At 47.9% G+C, this 22,122-nt stretch carries 18 protein-coding genes; 6 read left to right on the top strand and 12 right to left on the bottom strand.

Annotated features, from left to right (window positions below; genetic code table 11):
* Positions 1 to 90 precede the first annotated feature (90 nt).
* The 12 genes from KXJ80_RS15335 to KXJ80_RS15280 all read right to left on the bottom strand — a co-directional run bounded on the left by KXJ80_RS15335 (position 91) and on the right by KXJ80_RS15280 (position 13,350).
* Entirely contained in the window at positions 91 to 402 is a 312-nt protein-coding gene (locus tag KXJ80_RS15335; protein ID WP_218738379.1) for a cytoplasmic protein, read from the bottom strand.
* 31 nt (positions 403 to 433) lie between these two features.
* Positions 434 to 1,036, bottom strand: a complete 603-nt coding sequence (locus KXJ80_RS15330; protein ID WP_218738380.1) for a DJ-1/PfpI family protein — start codon at positions 1,034 to 1,036, stop codon at positions 434 to 436.
* A gap of 106 nt (positions 1,037 to 1,142) precedes the next feature.
* The gene (locus KXJ80_RS15325) at positions 1,143 to 2,174 is read right to left on the bottom strand and encodes a hypothetical protein (RefSeq protein WP_256931086.1); all 1,032 of its coding nucleotides are present in this window, start codon (positions 2,172 to 2,174) and stop codon (positions 1,143 to 1,145) included.
* 365 nt (positions 2,175 to 2,539) lie between these two features.
* Positions 2,540 to 3,196 (bottom strand): 3-oxoacid CoA-transferase subunit B, encoded by a 657-nt coding sequence (locus tag KXJ80_RS15320; protein ID WP_011623089.1) that lies wholly within the window; start codon positions 3,194 to 3,196, stop codon positions 2,540 to 2,542.
* A gap of 122 nt (positions 3,197 to 3,318) precedes the next feature.
* On the bottom strand, positions 3,319 to 4,023 hold the full coding sequence (locus KXJ80_RS15315) for a CoA transferase subunit A (protein ID WP_011623088.1): 705 nt from the start codon (positions 4,021 to 4,023) through the stop codon (positions 3,319 to 3,321).
* Positions 4,024 to 4,091: 68 nt separating this feature from the next.
* Positions 4,092 to 5,039: a hydroxymethylglutaryl-CoA lyase gene (locus KXJ80_RS15310; protein ID WP_218738382.1), complete on the bottom strand. Its 948-nt coding sequence runs from the start codon at positions 5,037 to 5,039 to the stop codon at positions 4,092 to 4,094.
* Positions 5,040 to 7,079, bottom strand: a complete 2,040-nt coding sequence (locus KXJ80_RS15305; protein WP_218738383.1) for an acetyl/propionyl/methylcrotonyl-CoA carboxylase subunit alpha — start codon at positions 7,077 to 7,079, stop codon at positions 5,040 to 5,042. It lies immediately after the preceding gene.
* The gene (locus KXJ80_RS15300) at positions 7,079 to 7,924 is read right to left on the bottom strand and encodes an enoyl-CoA hydratase-related protein (protein ID WP_218738384.1); all 846 of its coding nucleotides are present in this window, start codon (positions 7,922 to 7,924) and stop codon (positions 7,079 to 7,081) included. Before KXJ80_RS15300 ends, KXJ80_RS15305 begins: the two co-directional genes overlap by 1 nt.
* Positions 7,925 to 7,970: 46 nt before the next feature.
* Complete coding sequence (locus tag KXJ80_RS15295; RefSeq protein WP_099458072.1) at positions 7,971 to 9,578, bottom strand: carboxyl transferase domain-containing protein; 1,608 nt, start codon at positions 9,576 to 9,578, stop codon at positions 7,971 to 7,973.
* Positions 9,579 to 9,680: 102 nt separating this feature from the next.
* Positions 9,681 to 10,850 (bottom strand): isovaleryl-CoA dehydrogenase, encoded by a 1,170-nt coding sequence (locus tag KXJ80_RS15290; protein ID WP_099458073.1) that lies wholly within the window; start codon positions 10,848 to 10,850, stop codon positions 9,681 to 9,683.
* A 153-nt stretch (positions 10,851 to 11,003) separates the two neighbouring features.
* Positions 11,004 to 11,408 (bottom strand): MerR family transcriptional regulator, encoded by a 405-nt coding sequence (locus tag KXJ80_RS15285; protein ID WP_011623082.1) that lies wholly within the window; start codon positions 11,406 to 11,408, stop codon positions 11,004 to 11,006.
* 259 nt (positions 11,409 to 11,667) lie between these two features.
* Positions 11,668 to 13,350 carry a L,D-transpeptidase family protein gene (locus tag KXJ80_RS15280; protein ID WP_099458074.1) on the bottom strand — a complete coding sequence of 561 codons (1,683 nt, stop codon included), beginning with the start codon at positions 13,348 to 13,350 and terminating at the stop codon, positions 11,668 to 11,670.
* Positions 13,351 to 13,575: 225 nt separating this feature from the next.
* On the opposite strand from KXJ80_RS15280, the gene KXJ80_RS15275 reads away from it, so the two are divergent.
* From KXJ80_RS15275 to KXJ80_RS15250, 6 genes are all read left to right on the top strand, one after another.
* Positions 13,576 to 15,483 (top strand): propionyl-CoA synthetase, encoded by a 1,908-nt coding sequence (locus KXJ80_RS15275; RefSeq protein ID WP_099458075.1) that lies wholly within the window; start codon positions 13,576 to 13,578, stop codon positions 15,481 to 15,483.
* A gap of 326 nt (positions 15,484 to 15,809) precedes the next feature.
* Positions 15,810 to 16,124 carry a quaternary ammonium compound efflux SMR transporter SugE gene (sugE, locus tag KXJ80_RS15270; RefSeq protein WP_037425659.1) on the top strand — a complete coding sequence of 105 codons (315 nt, stop codon included), beginning with the start codon at positions 15,810 to 15,812 and terminating at the stop codon, positions 16,122 to 16,124.
* Between the two features lie 227 nt (positions 16,125 to 16,351).
* Complete coding sequence (gene gnd, locus KXJ80_RS15265) at positions 16,352 to 17,887, top strand: NADP-dependent phosphogluconate dehydrogenase (protein WP_099458076.1); 1,536 nt, start codon at positions 16,352 to 16,354, stop codon at positions 17,885 to 17,887.
* A 532-nt stretch (positions 17,888 to 18,419) separates the two neighbouring features.
* Positions 18,420 to 20,543, top strand: coding sequence for a S8 family serine peptidase (locus tag KXJ80_RS15260; RefSeq protein ID WP_218738385.1), 2,124 nt, complete (start codon positions 18,420 to 18,422; stop codon positions 20,541 to 20,543).
* A 10-nt stretch (positions 20,544 to 20,553) separates the two neighbouring features.
* Positions 20,554 to 21,018 (top strand): serine protease external chaperone, encoded by a 465-nt coding sequence (locus KXJ80_RS15255; RefSeq protein ID WP_037425650.1) that lies wholly within the window; start codon positions 20,554 to 20,556, stop codon positions 21,016 to 21,018.
* 241 nt (positions 21,019 to 21,259) lie between these two features.
* Positions 21,260 to 22,069: a hypothetical protein gene (locus KXJ80_RS15250; protein ID WP_256931087.1), complete on the top strand. Its 810-nt coding sequence runs from the start codon at positions 21,260 to 21,262 to the stop codon at positions 22,067 to 22,069.
* Positions 22,070 to 22,122: the final 53 nt, after the last annotated feature.

Raw genomic sequence — 22,122 nt, 5'->3', positions numbered from 1 at the left:
GGGTTGAATCCGGTTTAGGCATAAAGCCTTGGCATTAATTGTTATGCCGCTGGATTTATCAAATATTATTAAGACTTAGCACTGATGTATTTATTCTGCATGGAACAGTCCTGAAGCAAATATCACCGTAGCGATTGCTAAATGTTGATCGCTAAATACCTCTTCTCCCCAGCAATGTTGCCCACGCTCTTGATAGTACACATGGTAGCTGGCATTCGATGGCGTAGCGACGCAGTACCAACCATCAAACGTCTGCTTGTTAAAGTTGACCCAATACTGCGCATCCGCTTGTTTGATCTGCTGGACTAGCGCTTCATCTTGCGCCAATAGCGCCGCTAGTTCGGCTGCGCTGGTGAGCTTGTGTTCGGTTTTTAACTGATTGAGTAGTGCTTTGAGTGTCATTATTGAAGGCCTTTTATCCTGAGGCGCTGTGTTAGCGAATGGCTGAGGCAATCGAGGATTCGATTAAGGCGTCAAACACATCGGCTTGGCCTGCGGGGATCAGTTGCCGATGAATTTCGCGGCGCTTTGCACTGTCAAATAAACGCTCCGCTACCCAACCCGTTAAATAGAGTGAGGACAAACAACCTCCCGCAGTGGCAATATTGCCATTGATCACCAGAGCTGAGTCTTCCACCTCCACGCCCATGGCTACTAATGCGGCTTTGGCATCCGGATGCGTCGTCGCCGAAATATTGTCGAGTAAGCCTAACTTGGCAAAGAAGAATGAGCCCGCACAAATACTGCCAAGCAATTGCCGTGCGGGATCTAATTTAAGGGCCGACATAAACTCAGGATCCGCAAGTGCGGCAGGTACGCCTTTGTAGCCACTGCTGAATAATACCACGTCAGCATCGGCGACTTGCGCGACATGACCATCGGTTTCTACCGTCATCCCCAAACTTGACCTGTGGCTAGGTTTGGTGCCTAGCACTTTGACAGTCCAATCGGTTGTTGTGCGGCCGAGAATATCGCGCATTAAAAAGAAATCGATATCGGTAAATTCATCAAATATCACAATCGCAATCTGGTACATCCTTTGTCCTCTCGTTTGCATTGGAATGACTTAAGGCTTGAATAGGCTCAGCCTTAAGTCAGGGTTATCAATATGGGATTATTGGAATACATGGTTAATCAACATCTTAACTTGCACTTAACGATGGGAGCCGCTTGGCAAAAATAGCATGGGCATTAAAATCTTGGCTTTGCATTCTGGTTAATGTCAGGGTTAACACGTCATCAGCCGCATCTTCAATCCGCTGGATTTTCTCTGCTGCGACATAGTCGCTAAAGGCTGTGGAGACTTGCTCAAACAACGCTGTTATATCGCCAAATGCGGGATGACTGAATTGCGGGTTAGGCAACCCCCTAAGGGATCGCAGTTTTAGCAGCATTAACGCTGTTAGCGGTAAATATGTATGTGGTCCTCCGTTGAACTCAAAAAAGCACTTTTTATCGCCGATAACTGCTTGCTCTACCTGATGGTCACACAGGGTTTGCAACATAGTGCGAACAAACACTTCATCTTGAGTATCCCAGTTATCTAGAAATTCAGCATAGGGAAAGGAGGCTGTTTTACGAAGTGTCATTTGCACTTCAGTAGCAAAAGGCGGCTCAATAACACCCAAATAGCGCCCATATAACAACACCAAAAAATCACCGATAAACCCGTGGGAACGAATTATCCAACCTGAACGCCAGGCGGTCGCCAAGGCGTGATACAGTTCGTCAGTCTCAGTCTTCAGCTCAGAGAACAGCATAAGTACAAGCCGAAAAACACTGGTTGTCATCCATCCGGCATTAGCTACTTCACCTGTTTTCTCAACAGCTGTGTAGTATTGATAGTAGTCTATCGCGGTATGAAAATAGCCGTAAGCAAGCGAGCACATAAGCGGCTTAGGCTCCAGCAAGCCCGATTCAATATAGGTAAGTTGGGCTACATTGCCCCAATGACACTCGGGTACACCAAACTCAGCTCCAAACAATTGCCATTGCCGAAAATCCTCATCAAACTCACGATATTGTTTCACTCTCTCGAAACCATCTGTCATCCCACTGTCAATATAATTCGTCAGTAAATACTGGTCATATTCAAAGACGTTTTTGGCATAATCGCGCATATGCTTACGACTGCGACTGCGCTTATTGAGGAATTTAGCTAACAACTTGAGCATCCTTATTATTTTGGCTGCGGCGAGTTTACCGCAACTGCATACAAGGTGGCTAACTGTGAAGGAAAACGACTGGATAGGCCATCTATTCAAACGATTTGTAAAGCAGGGGTGAATGTGCAGAAGATTGCAGCAAACAGCGCTGATGCGTTGGCGACCATCGAAAAAAGGGACTTTTTCGTTGAGCCCCCAAGGATGGGTTTACGGCGTGTCGCCAGAGCATAAGTGCTGTTGCACTCGACAGGTTCAATGGATTAAGCAAAGCAATAAAAAGCCCAGATTTATATTCTGGGCTTACTTGAATCAAATAAGTTAATGCATCGAACGCTAGGAGCTAAGACGTCATTAATACTTAGGCTTAAAAACGCTTAAAACACCATCTCTGGTACATGGTCTGGCACTATTAATTTGCCAGCAGTTTTGCTAACAATTTCTTCAACGCTGACACCGGGGGCGCGCTCTAACAGATGGAAGGCGCCATCTTTAATCTCGATAAAGGCTAAATCGGTGACAACACGTTTGATGCAGCCGTAACCTGTGAGGGGCAATTCGCACACGGGTAACAGCTTAGAGTTACCGTACTTATCGGCGTGCATCATAGTAACGATAATATTTTCCGCACCCGCGACTAAATCCATCGCGCCGCCCATGCCTTTGATAAGCTTGCCTGGGATCATCCATGAGGCGATAGAACCATTTACATCGACCTCAAAGGCGCCGAGTACTGTTAAGTCCACATGGCCGCCACGGATCATGGCAAAGCTTTCGGCGGAGGAGAAAAATGAGGCGCCTTTTACCGCGGTAACGGTTTGTTTGCCGGCGTTGATTAAATCTGGATCTATGGTTTCTTCCGTCGGAAATTCACCCATGCCGAGCAGGCCGTTTTCCGATTGCAGCATCACTTCCATACCTGCGGGAATGTAGTTAGCCACGAGCGTGGGAATACCAATACCGAGGTTGACGTAGTAGCCGTCTTGTAATTCTTTGGCAACGCGCTGTGCCAGTTGTTCTCTTGATAATGCCATGATCTTTATCCTTCCTTTACCTAGAGCCGCTATTAGCCTCAATTTTTTGTGCTTTTACTTTGGGCTCTAGTTTGAGCCAAGACTCTGTCGCTTTAGCTTGCGTTGTTAATCGTTTGCGCTTCTTATTTCGCCGCTTTTACCGTGCGCTGCTCGATACGTTTCTCGAACTTGCCTTGGATGACGCGATCAACATAAATGCCGGGTGTATGGATATGATCAGGATCGAGCTCGCCCGGCTCCACAATAAACTCGGCTTCCACTACCGTGATTTTGCCCGCAGTCGCCATCATAGGGTTAAAGTTAGCGGCGGTTTTGCGGAACACTAAGTTACCCATAGTATCGGCTTTCCAAGCGCGAACGAGGGCAAAATCGGCGGTCAGAGACTCTTCTAACACATAGTGACGGCCTTTGATTTCACGGGTTTCTTTGCCTTCCGCCACGGGGGTACCGTAGCCTGTGGCGGTGAAAAACGCCGGAATACCGGCACCGCCCGCGCGGATTTTTTCCGCCAGCGTGCCCTGCGGCGTTAAAATCACATTGAGTTCGCCCGAGAGCATTTGCTGTTCGAAGGTGGCGTTCTCACCTACGTAGGAGGCGATCATGGTCGAAATCTGGCGATGTTTTAACAATAAGCCCAGACCGAAATCATCCACACCAGCGTTGTTTGAAATGGCGGTTAAGCCCTTAACGCCCATCTTAACCATTTGATTGATTAAGCCTTCAGGAATACCGCACAGGCCAAAACCGCCAACCATAATGGTCATATCATCGGATAAACCTGCTAACGCTTCTTCATAGCTGCTGACGACTTTATTGAGTCCTGCCATTTTGATGTCCTTTTACTGTTATTCAGTCCCCAAGGCGCTAAGTATGCTTAACGCCTCGACGCTTGAGTCTAGGCTTTGGCGCCCTGCAAGATTGCATTGGCGACTTTAGAGCCATTAAGACGATTTAATTGTTTGCTGATCCCAAAACCCGCTAATGCCAGTTTTTCTAAATCGATACCCGTTTTCAAACCGAGTCCGTGGAGCATATAGACCAAGTCTTCACTCGCTAGATTGCCCGATGCGCCTTTTGCATACGGGCAACCACCTAGACCCGCCACTGAGGCATCAAAGCTGCGCACACCTAAGTCGAGGCAGGCGGTAATATTGGCTAATGCTTGGCCATAGGTGTCGTGGAAGTGCAGGGCGAGCTTTTCAACCGGGACTCGCTCCATCACGGCTTGCAGCATTTTACGGGCTTTTAACGGCGTGCCTACACCGATAGTGTCACCGAGCGAAATTTCGTAACAGCCCATTTTGTAAAGGATTTCAGACACTCTTGCCACTTCGCTCGCCGCGATTTCCCCTTCATAGGGGCAACCTAAAACGCAGGACACATAGCCACGCACAGGGATGTTGGCGGCTTTTGCCATGTCCATCAACGGGATAAAGCGTTCTATCGACTCTTCAATCGAACAGTTGATATTGCGTTGGCTAAAGCTTTGTGACGCCGCACCAAAGATAGCGACTTCGGAAGCTTTTGCATCCAGCGCTAACTCCAAGCCTTTGACATTAGGGGTGAGGGCGCTGTAAACCACGCCCGCTTGACGGCGAATTTGGCGCAATACGTCACCACTATCGGCCATTTGTGGCACCCATTTGGGTGACACAAAACTGCCTGCTTCAATTCGCTTCACGCCCGCATCGGCGAGGGATTCAATCAAGGCGACTTTGGCCTGTGTCGGGACGGCGGCTTCATTCTGCAATCCATCACGGGGCCCCATCTCGAATAGGCTAACCCTATCCGAGCTGGCGCTTACCGAGGTCGAGCTTAAGTTCGAAAGATCCAGCGCAGACATTTAGGCTTCCTCGCTCTGGGTTTTGGGCTCAACATGGAGCAGCACAGCGCCATCGCTCACTAACTCGCCCGCCTTGAAGTAGAACTCGGTAACAATACCGTCGAAGGGCGCTTCGATGGTGTATTCCATCTTCATCGCTTCCATCACCAGTAGTCCTTGTCCCGCCTTAACCTCAGCACCGACTTCCACTAAGTGGGTCACAACTGTGCCATTCATCGGGGCCTTGAGTTTATCTTCATTACTGGACTCTGCCTCAACCACTTGGGTTTTAACCGCCCTGAAGTGATAACTGCCTGAGGGTAAAAACAGCGTAAAATCATCGCCCTGAGCGCTGACAGGCACTTTACTCTTATGGCCGTTGATTTCGGCTAACAGTAAATCCTGCTTAAGCTCACCACTCAGCGACTTGCTCACTTGGCCCTCTGCTGCGGGTTGGGATAATTGGTAGTGATCGCCAAAGTCTAATAACACCAATTGTTGCAACTCGTGGGCATCGTCGAGCAGGGCAATAGTATGCTGGCTAACGCTGTTGAGTCTAAAGCCACTGACTTGGCCCCAAGGCGAGTAAGGATCGGCGCTATTAATTGCCTGTGCCTTGGCGGCTTCTTTACGGGCAAGCACTTGATACAGCGCGGCAAAAGCGATAGCCGTATCAGTTTCGCTCGAAGCACTGCCAATCAGCGCGTCGCCGTAACGGTTGATAAAGTCGGTGCTAAAATCCGCCTTGGCAAAGGCGGGGTGCTCGGCAATATTCGCCAAAAATTCAATATTGTGCTTAAGCCCGCTGATTTGATAGGACTCAAGGGCATGCACTAGGCGCTGTAGCGCACGCGGACGCGACTCATCCCACACGATGAGCTTGGCAATCATAGGATCGTAGAAGTTACTGATCACATCGTTTTCACGGATGCCCGAATCGATACGCACGTATTTGCTTTGCTCGGGCTCGCGCAGAAAGTTGAGCTTACCGCTGGCGGGTAAAAACTCATTTTGCGGATCTTCGGCGTAAATACGCACCTCAAAGGCGTGCCCATGGATACGCACTTCGTCCTGTTTGAGCGGTAACGGCTGGCCACTGGCGACCATTAACTGCCATTTGACTAAGTCTTGGCCCGTCACCATTTCGGTCACGGGATGCTCTACCTGCAGACGAGTATTCATCTCCATAAAGTAGAAGCTATTGTCGGTATCTAACAGGAATTCAACGGTTCCCGCGCCGACATAATCGATGGCCTTGGCGGCAGCTACCGCGGCTTCACCCATTTGGGCGCGCAGTTCATCACTTAAACCGGGTGCTGGGGCTTCTTCGACCACTTTTTGATGGCGGCGCTGAATCGAGCAGTCGCGATCCGATAAGTAAATCGCATTGCCAAAGGTATCGGCAAACACTTGCACTTCGACATGGCGGGGCTGGCGTAAATAACGCTCCATCAATAATTTATCGTTACCGAAGGAGGAGGCCGCTTCACGGCGCGCCGAGTTGATGGCGTCCATGATTTCGCCTTCATGCTCAACGATACGCATACCTTTGCCACCGCCACCGTAGGCGGCTTTAATCAGCATGGGGAAGCCGATTTTTAAGGCTTCTGCCTTGAGGGTGGCATCGGTTTGATCGTCGCCATGGTAACCCGGCACTAAAGGCACTTGCGCCGCCGTCATAATGGCTTTGGCCGCACTCTTGCTGCCCATGGCATCGATGGCATCGCTGCCAGGGCCAACAAATACGATTCCTGCCGCCTCACACTTGCGGGCAAAGTCGGCGTTTTCCGATAAAAAACCATAACCAGGGTGGATGGCTTGTGCCTGGGCCTTTTTGGCGATTTCGATAATCAAGTCGCCCTTCAGGTAAGAGTCCGCTGGGGCGCTGCCACCTAAGTAAAACGATTCGTCGGCCATGGCAACATGGCGGGCGTTTTTATCGGCATCGGAATATAAGGCTACGGTGCGAACGCCCATGGCCTGCGCGGTTTTGATAATGCGGCAGGCAATTTCACCACGGTTAGCAATTAAAAGCTTAGTGAACATGCTGTTAGTCAACATCAAAGAACTCCTTGAGTATCTGTTGGCGTGTGCCAGTTCGGCTGACGTTTCTCAAAAAAGGCGTTTAAACCTTCTTGGCCTTCATCAGATACCCGAATGCGGGCGATGCGCTCGCTGGTGTAATCAATCGTATCTTGGTCTATCACGCCATCTTCGAGGCGGGCGAGTAGGGTCTTCACCCATGCCATTCCCTGCGGACTGTTGGCGAGCAGCGCGGTGATAATGGGCTGCGCAGCGGCCGCTAAATCGTCGTTTATCTCATGGATAACATTGAGTTTGAGCGCCGTTTGCGCATCAAAACGCTCCGCGGTCAGCATATAGCGGCGTGAGGCGCGATTGCCCATGGCGCGGGCAACGTAGGGGCTAATCACCGCAGGGATCAGCCCGAGTTTAACTTCGCTTAAGCAGAAGCTTGCGCGCTCGGTGGCGATGGCAATATCACTGGCGCAGATTAACCCAAGCGCGCCGCCAAAGGCTGCCCCTTGGACTAAGGCGATAGTGGGTTTTGGAAAGGTATCTAAATCCTGCATCAGCTTGGCCAGCGCCTTGGCGTCATTCAGGTTTTGATCAAAATCCATCTTGGCTTGTTTGCGCATCCAATTTAAGTCGGCGCCTGCGCTGAAGTTTTTGCCATTGGCTTTTAATACCAGCAGTTTGCAGTCTTTGTGCTCGGCAAAATAACCGAGGACGGCGATCATTTCGCTGATCATCACCTCATCGAAGGCGTTGTGCACTTCTGCTCGGTTTAGAATTAACTCGCCCACGCCGTTATTCAGCGCATAGCTGACGTGCTGCAAATTGCCTAAGTATTGAGTGCTAGTGTTCTGGTGTTGTGTGTCAGTCATTGTTATTCCCTCTATATGAGTGATACGTAAGGCATCGCAAGATGCGTTACATACGGAAGACGCCGAAGCGGGTGTCTTCGATAGGGGCATTTAATGCGGCTGACAGGGCAAGGCCCACCACATCACGGGTTTGCGCTGGGTCGATAATGCCGTCATCCCACAGGCGGGCGCTGGCATGGTAGGGATGACCCTCTTTATCGTACTGGGCAATAATCGGTGCTTTAAAGGCTTTTTCGTCCTCAGCAGACCATTCTTCCCCTTTACGGGCTAAACCGTCGCGGCGCACTGTGGCTAATACGCCAGCGGCTTGCTCGCCACCCATCACAGAGATGCGCGCATTGGGCCACATCCACATCATGGTCGGCTCGAAGGCGCGGCCACACATACCGTAGTTACCCGCACCGTAGCTGCCACCGATAATCACAGTGAATTTAGGCACATTGGCGCAGGAGACTGCGGTCACCATCTTGGCGCCATGCTTAGCGATACCTTCGTGTTCGTACTTTTTACCCACCATAAAGCCGGTGATATTTTGCAGGAACAGTAGCGGGATCTTGCGCTGGCAGCACAGTTCGATAAAGTGCGCGCCTTTTTGCGCCGATTCTGAGAATAAAATGCCGTTGTTGGCCACAATTCCCACGGGATAGCCGTGAATGCGGGCAAAACCACAGACCAAAGTCGCACCATAGTTAGCTTTAAACTCATCGAAGTCGGAGTCGTCGACAATGCGGGCGATCACTTCTTTCACATCGAAGGGCTTTTTCAAGTCTGTGCCGACGATGCCATAGAGTTCGTTGATATCAAACTTAGGTTGCTTAACTGGGCTAAGTAGACTGTTGATTTGTTTTTGATGATTCAGACGCAGCACTGCGCGGCGGGCAAGCTCTAAGGCATGCTCATCGTTTTGGGCTAAGTGATCCGCGACACCTGAAATTTTAGTGTGTACATCGGCGCCGCCGAGTTCTTCAGCGCTGACTTCTTCACCGGTCGCGGCTTTCACTAACGGCGGCCCAGCTAAGAAAATAGTGCCTTGATCTTTAACGATAATAGATTCATCAGCCATGGCAGGAACATAGGCGCCGCCCGCGGTACACAGACCCATCACCACCGCAATTTGTGGAATGCCCTTGGCGGACATTTGCGCTTGGTTGTAAAAAATCCGGCCGAAATGGTCGCGATCGGGAAAGACTTCATCTTGACGGGGCAAGTTAGCACCGCCGGAGTCGACTAAATAGATACAGGGCAAATGGCAGCGGCTGGCAATCTCTTGTGCCCTTAAGTGTTTTTTGACCGTGATAGGGTAGTAAGTGCCGCCTTTGACCGTGGCATCGTTGGCGATAATCATGCACTCTACTCCACTCACGCGGCCTATACCGGCGATAATCCCTGCGGCGGGCACTTCTTCGTCATAGACTTCAAATGCCGCAAATTGCGACAATTCTAAAAAGGGCGAACCTGCGTCGAGCAGTTTCTCAACCCGTTGACGGGGCAGGAGTTTACCGCGGGCTAAATGGCGCTCAAGGGCAACGGGGCCGCCGCCGAGCTCAATTTTGGCGAGTTTAGTTTTGAGATCGGCCACTAGGGCGGCCATATCGTCGGATTTGGCTTTAAATTCATCGCTACGGGCGTTGATACGACTGCTTAATTGCGTCACGTTGATTGTCCTTATAAAGCGGTAACTCAGTATCAGTTGGCTCGGTGGGCGAAGGGGCATGAAGGGCTTAAGCCGAGTCATGCGCCGTTCGCCCTAGGTTGCTTATTTCGATTCGTTATAGAGTTCGCGGCCAATCAGCATACGGCGAATTTCTGAGGTGCCAGCGCCAATCTCATAGAGTTTGGCATCGCGCAGTAAGCGGCCAGTGGCATACTCGTTGACGTAACCGTTACCGCCGAGTAATTGGATGGCATCCAGTGCCATTTTGGTCGCCAGCTCAGCGCTGTAAAGAATGGCGCCCGCCGCGTCTTTACGGGTGGTTTCACCGCGATCGCAGGATTTCGCCACGCTATAGACATAGGCTTTAGCGGCGTTCATGCCAGTGTACATATCGGCTAATTTGCCTTGTACTAATTGGAATTCACCGATGGATTTACCAAATTGCTCACGTTCGTGGATATAAGGCACGACGATGTCCATACAGGCATTCATAATCCCCAGCGGTCCGCCTGACAGCACGACGCGTTCGTAATCTAAACCGCTCATCAGCACTTTGACGCCATTGTTGAGGCCGCCGAGAATGTTTTCCTCTGGCACTTCGACATCTTCAAACACCAGTTCGCAGGTGTTTGAACCGCGCATGCCTAATTTGTCGAGTTTTTGCGCTTGGCTGAAACCTTTAAAACCGCGCTCAACGATAAAGGCGGTGATGCCGTGGGCGCCTTTGGTTAAGTCGGTTTTGGCATAAATCACATAGGTATTGGCATCGGGACCGTTGGTGATCCACATTTTGTTGCCGTTGAGGATATAACGATCGCCTTCTTTACGGGCGTGTAGCTTCATTGAAACCACATCGGAGCCGGCATTAGGCTCACTCATTGCCAGTGCGCCTATATGCTCACCGCTCACCAGTTTGGGTAAATATTTGGCTTTTTGTGCAGCATTACCGTTGCGGTTAATTTGATTGACGCACAGGTTAGAGTGGGCGCCGTAACTTAATCCGATAGAGGCCGAGGCGCGGGAAATCTCTTCCATGGCGACCACGTGGGCAAGATAGCCCATATTTGCTCCGCCGTATTCCTCAGGCACTGTGACACCTAAGAGTCCCATTCCACCGAGCACGGGCCAAATTTCGTTAGGAAAGGCGTTGTCGTGGTCGACTTTGGCGGCAATGGGGGCGATTTCGTGTTTAGCGAAATCTTGCACCGCATCGCGCAGCATATCGACTTCTTCGCCTAGGCCAAAATTGAGACTGGTGTAGAGTGAGTTCATTGCTTGTGTCCTATCTTAGGTTCTAATTTATATTTTTATGATTATTAGGTGCTTGAGTCTTTAAAACCGTCTTACCGTGCGTAATATGTCCCTGTCACGCGGTCGTACCAACTGAGGTGTTGATTAATGCTATGCTCGCAAGCCTCGAAGGAATTAGGCCTTGGCCTTGCTTTCTTCTAAAGCGAGGCGGCATTGTTGCTCGGCCGAATTCAGCTCCATCAGTACCACTTTAATGTCGTCCATTTGCTGCTGCAGTGCGGATTTTTTCTCTTCCACTAGGGCAAGCATGGTATTGAGCTGGGTGGTGCTGCTCTTGTCGGCATCGTAGAGTTCGAATAGGCGACGGGTTTCTGCGAGGGAGAACCCAAGGCGCTTGCCGCGCAGGATAAGTTTGAGTCGAACCCTGTCTTTGAGACTGTAAATACGGGTTTGACCGCGACGTTTTGGCTTAAGTAAGCCTTGGTCTTCGTAAAAACGAATGCTTCGGGTCGTGATATCAAACTCTTTAGAGAGATCACTGATCGAATAAGTCGTTTGTGGCGTGTTAGTTGCGCTCATTCAGGCACCTTAGTTAATCATTTTTATGCAAGATATATGAAGTTTACGTAAAGGTAAAGATTGTGGTGTGGTTAGTCGATTTTTTTTGTCAATTCTTGTTGCCACTTGGCTCAAGCTATGTTGTTTAACATGTTGATAAATATTACGTTAGCTTGAACTCAAACAAGTGTTTTTTTAGGTGAGTCCCCCATATTGCCTTAAGGCTCCACGGGGGAAGAGAACTTATTAAGTGGTGGCGTTAAGGCTGGCGTGTAAGCCGTTATTCCAACGTATTGAGCAAGCCATCATCGGCTAACACACCCTCATAGGTTGGGCGATTTAATGCTTCGATAAGTACCGGGTCACGTGTGTATATATCATTGTAAAATTTGATTTTTCCGTTTTTGATGGTCACGGTCCAATACATAATCAAAATATCTAAGGGCTGATCTAAAAACAGGTTTTCTGTTTTTCCCTCTGCAAGTTTGCGATTGAGCGTTTCACTGGACCAATTCGCATTGGCGCTCAACAGTTTATCGGCGAGCACGAGGGGATCTTTTACTCGAATACAACCGTGACTGAAGGCTCTATTGGTTTGCTCGAATAGATTTTTCGATGGCGTATCATGCAGATAAATTGAATATTGGTTTGGGAAGATAAATTTAACTAAACCAAGGGAGTTATCTTCCCCTGGCCCCTGCACAAACCAGTAGGGAAAGTTTTTGCGGGTCATACTGTGCCAATCGATGCCGCGAGCATCGACGGGCGTGCCCGAGGCTTCAACGACTTTAAAGTGCTTTTTTTGCAGATAATCGGGATCTTTACGTAAGTGGTTGATGATCTCAGTGGAGATACTGCGGGGCACGGTCCAAGTGGGATTCACAACCACATATTTTAATTTGGATTTAAACAATGGCGTCTTTGCGTCGATTTTGCCGATGATAATGTCGGTACGCCAGTTTAAGTTATTGTCTTTAAATAGTAATAATTCGTAGCCAGCCAAATTAACCAGCAGATAGTTTGCCGGCAAGTTGGCTGATAGCCAGCGGGCACGCTCGAGGTTAATGCGGATCTGCTCGACCCTTTGTGTATAGGGAACATTTAACGCCTCCATTGTGCCTGCGCCTATCACCCCATCGGCTTTAAGGCTGTGGTCAGTCTGAAATTGACGTATCGCAGCTTCAAGCGTGCTGTCATAAGTTAAGGGCTCGTTCACGGCGGTGCTATTCTCCGCTGGCGAGCTTGCTGCTAAGTAACCTAACTCTTTTAGCCGTGTGGCAATGCCTGGTACCGAGGGTGAAGTGCTGCCGGGTTTAATGACTTCCGTATAAGGAATCGTGGTAAAGGGATAGCGAGCGGCCAAGTCTTTGTACTGGGCAAGATACTGTTTAAGCTGGTGATATGGCGCAATCTTAGGCGCTAAGCCTGTAATCGCCTCGGCCACTGTGTGCGTTTTAATGTGTTCTTCAAGCTGTTTTAATGTGGTATCAAAATCCAGATGGGCTTCATCATAGTTCCAGGTTTTGCCGAGCATACTGGGATTGACTTTTCCATTAAGTAAATGAATAGCATAGGTAATAATGCCATCGGTTAGCAGCACTTCAAATACACTACTGCGATACTCATCTTGCCAATTTGATGCACTCAGTTGTTGGTAAAGTTCGACCAACTTGGGATAGTGGTAATCTTCCTTCGCAAGACCCTCTTCATCGGCACTTTTAATTACATCGAGTAGCGTGCCTGCATAGTCTTTATCCTCCCAGAGCGCTTGATATTGGCGCACTTGATAGACCCGTGAGAGTAACTTAGCGCTGATGATCTGAGTGTTATCTACGTTAGCCCGCTCACCGATAGACAGGGGTTCGAGTAATGCTTCAAGTTGTTGTGTCGAAGCAAAACAAGCCGTACTGACGAGATTGATGAATAGGAGTAGACCGAGTTTGACTTGGCTGAAGCGGCGCATAATGAGTATTTCTTTCCGTGAAAAATCCATTAAAGACATAAGACTATGTGGAAGTCTTCTACACGGCAAGTGTTAGATGGTCTATCTATTCGGATTTATTTTTTAACCCCAGTATATCCCTTAGTCTAATGGGGGAATAATGCGTGGCAGGTCATAATCAACCTCGGAAGGAAGGGGAGAGTTTCATCTGTGTTGACACGGATGAGTGTCATGATGGGAGGCCTTATGACAGATGTTGGACAACAATTACATCAGACATCTATTGCGAACAAACAGGCATTTTGGCAACAAGCCGCCAAGGCCTTAGATTGGGTTACGCCAAGCAAACAAATATTAGATGAAAGCGAGGCACCATTTTACCATTGGTTTAGCGATGGTGAGTTAAACACGTGTTATAACGCGATAGACCGACATGTGTTAGCGGGACGTGGTGAGCAGATTGCGATTCATTACGTTAGCCCAGTAACCGAAACCGAATACAGTATTACCTATCACGAACTGCAGGCTCAGGTAGCAAGGCTTGCAGGGTATTTGCGTACTATGGGGGTGACAAAGGGTGATCGGGTGGTTATTTACATGCCGATGGTACCCGAAACGGCCTATGCCATGCTTGCCTGCGCGCGCATTGGCGCCATTCATTCGGTGGTATTTGGTGGCTTTGCGGCCAATGAACTTGCCACCCGTATCAATGATGCCAAACCTAAGCTGGTAATGTCTGCCTCCTGCGGGATTGAACCTTCAGGGGTGGTGCCCTATAAACCCTTACTAGATAAAGCATTAAATGAAGCGGTGCACAAGGTTGAGCATTGCTTGATTTTAAACCGCCCTCAATATGAAGCGCAGATGCAAACTGGCCGAGACGCCGATTGGCAGACCGCGCTTAAAGGATGCGAAAGCGTTGACTGCGTCACGGTAAATGCCACCGATCCTTTATATGTGCTCTATACCTCGGGGACCACGGGCCAACCTAAAGGGGTGGTGCGCGACAATGGTGGTCATGCGGTCGCATTAGCTTGGTCGATGGCCAATATTTATGATATTCATCAAGGCGATGTGTTTTGGGCAGCATCGGATGTGGGTTGGGTTGTTGGTCATTCCTATATTGTTTATGGCCCGTTACTCGTGGGGGCGACCACGCTGTTATATGAAGGCAAACCCGTTGGTACACCCGACCCAGGCGCCTTTTGGCGTACGATTGCCAAGTATCAAGTTAAAAGCTTTTTCACCGCGCCCACGGCGATTCGCGCTATTAAGCGTGAAGATCCCGACGGCGAATTTATTCAAGGTGTTGATTTAAGCTGCTTGAAGAATGTCTTTTTGGCTGGGGAGCGCTGCGATCCCGACACACTGCATTGGGCTGAAGACAAGTTACATAAACCGGTTATCGATCATTGGTGGCAAACTGAAACAGGTTGGCCAGTAGCCGCAAATCTAATGGGGGTGGCGCCTATTGCGGTTAAAGCCGGCTCACCGGGGCGACCCGTGCCTGGATACGAAGTTGATGTCGTCGATGAGCTGGGCGCTAAAGTGGCGGCGAATGTCTCTGGCAATGTGGTGATAAAATTACCCTTGCCACCGGGCACGCTCACAACGCTCTGGCAAAATAATAAACGTTATCAGGATAGTTACTTATCCATGTACCCAGGCTATTACCTTACGGGTGATGCGGGCTACATGGATGAAGATGGCTATCTCTATATCATGAGTCGTATTGATGACATTATTAACGTTGCGGGTCATCGTCTCTCTACTGGGCGGTTTGAAGAGGTGCTGTGCCAGCATCCCGATGTGGCCGAAGCCGCAGTGATTGGTGTTGATGACAAATTAAAGGGCCAAGTGCCATTAGGCTTAGTGGTACTTAAAAAGGGCGTGACTATTACGGATGAGGAGCTGCATAAGCAGTTAATTGCCCTCGTTCGCCAAGAAATTGGTCCCGTTGCGTCCTTTAGGTTGGTGAGCGCGATTCAAAAGCTGCCGAAAACTCGCTCGGGTAAAATCCTGCGCGGCACTATGCGTAAAATTGCCGATAATCAGCAATATACGGCGCCAGCGACCATTGAAGATCCGCAGACCCTCGATTTAGTCCGCACGACCTTAACCCGCATGGGCTATGCCGATGCTTTAGTGGGCTAGAGTGAGCGGCTCAAGTTAACGACTTAAAAAGTTAAGATCGTCAAACAAAAGAGCAAGCGATAGTCTTTTTAGATTATCGCTTTCTTATTTAGATTTAGACGAATGCTTAGAGCACTTGCCCTTATTCGTCACATTTTGGTAGTCTAGCCTGCATTCTTAATAGAGCTTTGCATCGACAGTGCACTATTAAGGCGCCGGATCTTAAGCGATACTGCGGACATTCATTATCCTTATTGCTTTTGACCCATTAACATTTCACAACGGCTTAGGGACGACCCTAAATACGCCGATATCAATTTGGGGACGACCCCGTATGGGAGTTCTCTATGAGCTGGTTACTGTTAATACTTGCTGGACTTTTTGAAATTGGTTGGGCCATCGGACTCAAATACACCGATGGTTTTACTCGCTTGTGGCCGAGTGTGTTTACTTTGCTCTCCATGGCGTTCAGTGTGTTGCTACTGGGTCTCGCCGTTAAGCAATTGCCGATAGGCACGGCTTATGGGGTGTGGGTTGGCATAGGTGCCATGGGCACGGCAATTGCGGGCATTATTCTCTTAGGCGAGGGAGTGAGCTTGCTGAAAATCGCCAGCTTAATCCTCATTTTGCTTGGCGTACTCGGCTTAAAACTCGCTCATTAATCAATTTACTTCCCCAAGGAAGAACTTGCCCAAGATGTATACGATTGGTAAAGATGTTTATGAGATTTGGGAATATTCTCCTGAAAAAACAACGCATCTTGATTTGCAATCGAGTTTGCCAATCGTATGCATCGTCTCTTCTCTCTGGTAATTAAGTTACAAAGGCCGATATAATTACTGCTCCAAATTGGTTATTTCTAACCTCTGTGACCCGTGGGAATTATATAATGCAAAACCACAGCAATCTTAATGATATTGGCGTGATAGGCCTTGGCGTAATGGGTAAAAACCTTGCGCTAAACATCGCCGACAATCAATATCGCGTCAGTGCCTTCGATCTCGATCCTGTTAAAGTCAACGGGGTTTTACAACAAGAAAAACAAGAACGTGTAGGACAGGATCTGCGTATTACAGGCTGTGCTAATCTTTCAGAAATGTTAGCCAGCCTCACTCATCCCCGTATTCTCGTGCTATCTGTCCCTGCGGGTGCGCCTGTGGATGGGGTATGCCATGCCCTGATTTCTGCTGGTATCGAAGCGGATGATATCGTTATCGATACGGGCAACAGTCTTTGGACTGACACCGTTGAACGCGAAAAGCGTTATCAAGGCAAATTTATCTTCTTCAGCTCAGCCGTTTCGGGCGGTGAGGTTGGTGCGCGTTTTGGGCCTTCATTAATGCCAAGCGGCGATCTTGGCGCATGGCAACATGTTGCGCCGATTTGGAAGGCTATTGCCGCTAAGGTTGACCCTAAAACTGGGCTGCCGATTGAGCGTTTTGAGCCGGGAAATCCGGTGACCGAAGGCGAACCTTGCACGACCTATATTGGGCCTGCTGGTGCTGGGCATTATGTGAAAATGGTGCATAACGGTATTGAATACGCCGATATGCAGCTGATTTGCGAAGCCTATCAGTTAATGCACGATGGCTTAGGCATGAGCGCAGCACAGGTAGGTGAGGTGTTTGAACGTTGGAATAAGGGCAGTTTAAACAGTTATCTGATGGGGATCAGCGCAGAGGTGCTCAAACAGGTAGATCCGCTAACGGGTCAGCCATTAGTTGAGATGATCCTCGATAAAGCAGGGCAGAAGGGCACTGGACTTTGGACTGCGGTGAGCAGTTTACAAATAGGTTGTCCGGCTCCCACCATTGCCGAAGCGGTTTATGCGCGCGCGGTGAGCACCCAAAAACCCCTCCGTGTTGAGCTCAGCAAAAAGCTTGCTGGCCCCTTATCTCCTGCGATGGATGAAAACCAAAAAGTCACCTTAATCGATGCTTTAGAGAGTGCGCTCTATTGCGCTAAGGTCTGTTGCTACGCTCAAGGTTTCCAACTGATGGCAATGACGGCGCAGGAGCAAAAATGGCAACTCGATTTTGCTGAGATCGCGAAAATCTGGCGTGCGGGTTGTATTATTCGTGCCACCTTCTTGCAATCGATAACCCAAGCTTATCAAGCGGATGCTGACTTAAGTTGTTTGTTAATGGCAGACACCTTTGCAACTACCTTATCAGAAAAACAAACAGCGTGGCGCAGTGCTGTGGCGGCGGCGGTTATGCAAGGGATCCCAGTGCCTTGCATTAGCTCGGCACTGGCCTATTACGACAGTTATCGCAGTGAGACCTTGCCAGCTAATTTGCTCCAAGGACAACGGGACTTTTTTGGTGCCCATACTTTTGAGCGTTTAGATAAGCCAGCCGGTGAGAAATACCATTTAGATTGGAGTGCCACAAACAGAGTTTTAATTAAACTCGAGATAAAATAATTTGAATAGCCCCTAGAAATAGGGGCTTTTTTATTGGTCGTATCTGTTTAATAACTCAAACTTGTTTTATAAATGTTAATAACTTGATGTTTTAACCGTTTGTCATTCTATATTTTGGGACGGTTTAATTTTGCTGTTTTAGTATTTTTTAAAGAATTTTAAAATTCAAAATGTAAAAATTTATGTAATTTAAACAGTTTGTTGTTTTGTAATTTTAAAAAACATATAAAAATATCATGTTTTTGTTTTTAATCTGTTTTTTGATGTCTTATTTATTGTCTGTCTTTATCTGTTCTTAATTTCATCTGCTGCTAAAATAATCGAATAAACCTATTCAGTCTTTCATTCTGTTTATATTTGTTTTCATAATTATTTCCTTTGTGTTAAATCTTTGCTTCCCATTTGATGCTTGTATTTTATAAGAGTTCATAGGGTATAACTAAAATAACAGAACTTAATGCGGAATAATGTTAATCAACATTATCACGCCAAATTAAGTTGTAATAAGTAATGAGAAGAAGGAATGTCTATTATGCGTATGTCCATTGTTGCATTAAGCATCACGGCGGCCTTATTGGCTGGCTGTGGGAGCGATGATAAGAAGACTCCGGCACCTGTGCCTAAAGTGAATACTGCCCCGACCACAGCGGATATGACTGTTGATGTGTCACAGTCGATTCTTTTTACTGGAAAACTTGAGGGGACGGATGCCGAAGGTGGTTTAACTTATTCTTTAGTGGACCCTGCCGATCTCAAACTCGGCACCTTTACGCTAGTCAATAAAAGCACGGGTGAATTTACCTATGCATCTGATGCCAATGAAGGGACTGAGGTGGTTCGGTTCAAAGTGTCCGATGGCCAATTACAGGCTGAAGCCAATCTGACAATCAATATTAAGCATGGCGATCCACTCTTTACCTACCAATGGCATTTAAAAAACACTGGGCAGAATGCTTTTGCGGCTAACCGCGGTGTTGCCGGTGAAGATATGAATGTGAGCGGTGCAATTTCAGATAATGCTATGGGACAAGGTGTGATTGTCGCGGTGGTCGATAGCGGCTTAGAAATTGCTCATCCAGATCTAACAAATAACACTGTAAATGGTGGTTCATACAATTTAATTACAGGTACTGTTGATCCAACACCTTTCTCTGGGTCTGCGACAGCAGCTCATGGTACAGCAGTAGGAGGGATTATTGCTGCAGAAGGTTGGAACGGTATTGGTGGTCGCGGTGTGGCACCTAATGCAAAATTAATTGGCTTTAACTTTTTAGATGAAGATCCAACGGGTAAAGTGACAAACGTACAAACATTTGAAAACTTTGCTAAATCCCACGGTGCCAGTGCCTATAGCGATAGTGCACGCGTTTTTAACCAAAGCTATGGTTACAGCGTGCCATTCCCTCATGGGTTTGATGAGGATGAAACCGAAGTTTATCAAGATATTGCAACGCAAAGCTTCGATGGCAAAGGCAGTATTTTCGTTAAGTCTGCGGGTAATGGGTATGACTACTATCGTTTCCGTACTTTCTGGTTACCGGGAGATTACTTCACGGCAACGACGGAAAATCCCGCTAACCACGGCTTACCTTTCCATAATTCCAACATGTCCTCTGACAATGCTAACGTTTATAACTTAGTTGTTAGTGCAATTAATGCTAAGGGTAAACTTTCTAGCTATTCATCCGTGGGCTCGAATATTTTTGTCACAGCACCCGGTGGTGAGTATGGTGATAATGATCCTGCGATAGTTACTACCGACTTTATGGGATGTGTGAAGGGCTCTGCAATCGCAGAAGATAGACCAAGCACGCCATTCCACGGTGGTTTAAACCCGTTAAACCCCAATTGTGATTACACATCGACAATGAACGGCACCTCGTCTGCGGCACCTAACACTTCGGGAGCTGTCGCTGTCATTATGAGTGCTAATCCAGATCTCACTTGGCGTGATATTCGCTATATTTTGGCGAAGACAGCTACCAAAGTTGATGCGGATATTGCGCCTAAAACCGTGACCATTGGTGAGGGTGAAGGTGCGCCAGTGTATGCGGCTATCCCTAGTTGGTTACAAAACGCGGCGGGTTTTTCATTCCATAACCTCTATGGTTTTGGTCGAGTGAATTTAACTGAAGCCGTTAAGCTCGCCAAATCCTATGCACAGGACTTAGGTGACTATGTCGTAACCGAGTGGCAAGCAAGCGCAGCGCTCACCAAAGCGATTCCCGATGCCGATATTAATGGCGTGACGGATACCCAAGTAGTCGCTGACGATTTAGTGATTGAAGCCGTGCAAATTGAGCTGACTGCCGATCACCTGCGTCTACCGGATTTAGCGGTAGAGCTGATTTCGCCTGCAGGTACTAAGAGTGTGTTGATGACACCTTATAACGGTTTAGTTTATCAAGGGGTGATGGATAAGAATGACCCAGATGATCTTGTTAAAGGCTATGATGCAACACCTATGTTATCAAATGCTTTCTATGGCGAATCATCAAAAGGTGAATGGACAATCAAGCTGATTGATGTGAATAGCGGTAGCTATCGATTTGTTAAATACGATCAAGGCTATATCTCAATCCCTAACGAAGCCGATGGCAAACTGAAAGGTTGGTCAATTCGTTTCCATGGCCATGCCGCCAAGTCTGCGTCTTAAGGAGTCACCAATGAAAGCGTTAAATTTATCATTAGTAGCTGTTGCACTTTCACTGTCAGTTCAAGCAATGGCACATGACAAGATCGAACTCACTGAACCTCAAGCTGAGTCTAAAGGTGTTCAAGTGAGCCGTGCCGAGTTTTTAGGTTTAGATACACCCTACTTTGTTAAAACTGAGACTGGGATTAAACAGGCTAAGCAATTGGTTAAAGGGCAGAAAGTGGTGACTCAATCGGGTAAACCCTTTGCCGAAATGACCGGAAAGTTAGTGGTTAAACTAAAACCAGGTGTATCAGCCGATGATTTTGCTAAGACTCACGGTTTAAAAGTTGATTGGCAGAATGACAATAACTTATTGCTGCTGGCCGCCGAAGAAGGTACTGATTTAATTGGCTTAATTCAAGCGGTTAAAGCCTCGCCTGAAGTGGAGCGTGCTAAGTTAGATCGCGCACTCGCCAAGCAAGAAATTCAGTAAGCCATTTAGCGAAGTTAAAAGGTGAATAAAGGGCCGCAAGGCCCTTTATTATGAGTTAATTATTAATATGAACCTATTAATATCAGAGGCTTTATCGTAAAACGACCAATAATATAACCACTTAGCGCTAAACTATCTGGTTCACGATGGGTTTAGAGATTACAATCTGCTTTTATGCCTTGGGGCTGTGCTTCACTCGGCTTTAGCGCATGATTAACATGGACCATGTTTGCATTATTCCATGTACTTTTTCCATACGAGTGGTTGCATTGTTCAGCCCGAAGGTCTCACCAACTCAAGTCTCAATATGAACTACTGGAATAGCGATAACTTTGAAGGATTAAAGTCGATAGGGACTCAGTATTCGGCTCTGAAGGGGTATGAACTTTTTGGCCAATATTGCCTGCAAAAAGAGCAAGGACTAAAGAAGCAAGCGATTGCGACGGTGAACACATTTGTGTCGCACTGCAAGAGCCAATCCTTGACTAAACAAAGGCAAATAGCTGAAGAACTATCATCCTTAGGTTATTGGCAGCGTGAAACACACCAGTTACTCGCTTACCCCCTCACCGTATTGCTCAAAAATGTGCTGGCCCAATGGGCGGTAGATGAACCCAACAACCCCATTCCCCACAAATGGTTAGGCTATATTGGTGAGGATATCGCCTCCTATGAAAGGGCGTTGGCGCTTGAGCCTAACGATGAAATTTGTCTTACTCAAGTTGCGTTGGCCCATTTAAACAGTGTCGATTTTCAGACCCACCATTTATCTGAATCTGTATTGTTGGGCGATATAGTGCGAGCAAAAGACTCACTAGCATCAGCACACACATTAATCGAGCGATTACAAACGCAGGAGAGTAAATCAAGGCTGCAAAACCGGCATGATTATTACCAGTCGATGATAAATTGCTGGGAGGAGTATTCCACTCATGCTGTGGCTGAGTCGTTTCCGGATTGGTGCGCCGCCAAAGGCGAGCAGTTTGATTTTTGGTCAATTATTTATTATCGGCGCTGTGTTAATTGCTTGTTGGATAGCATGACTGAGTAATATGTGGGAAAAATTGCGTCATCGCGGCTGCAAATTACGCGATAAAACAACGA

It is taken from the genome of Shewanella xiamenensis, assembly GCF_024971755.1.
In the GTDB taxonomy this organism is placed as follows: Bacteria; Pseudomonadota; Gammaproteobacteria; order Enterobacterales; family Shewanellaceae; genus Shewanella; species Shewanella xiamenensis.
The sequence above is the reverse complement of the archived record's forward strand: the minus strand, read 5'-3'. Positions and strand labels throughout refer to the sequence as shown.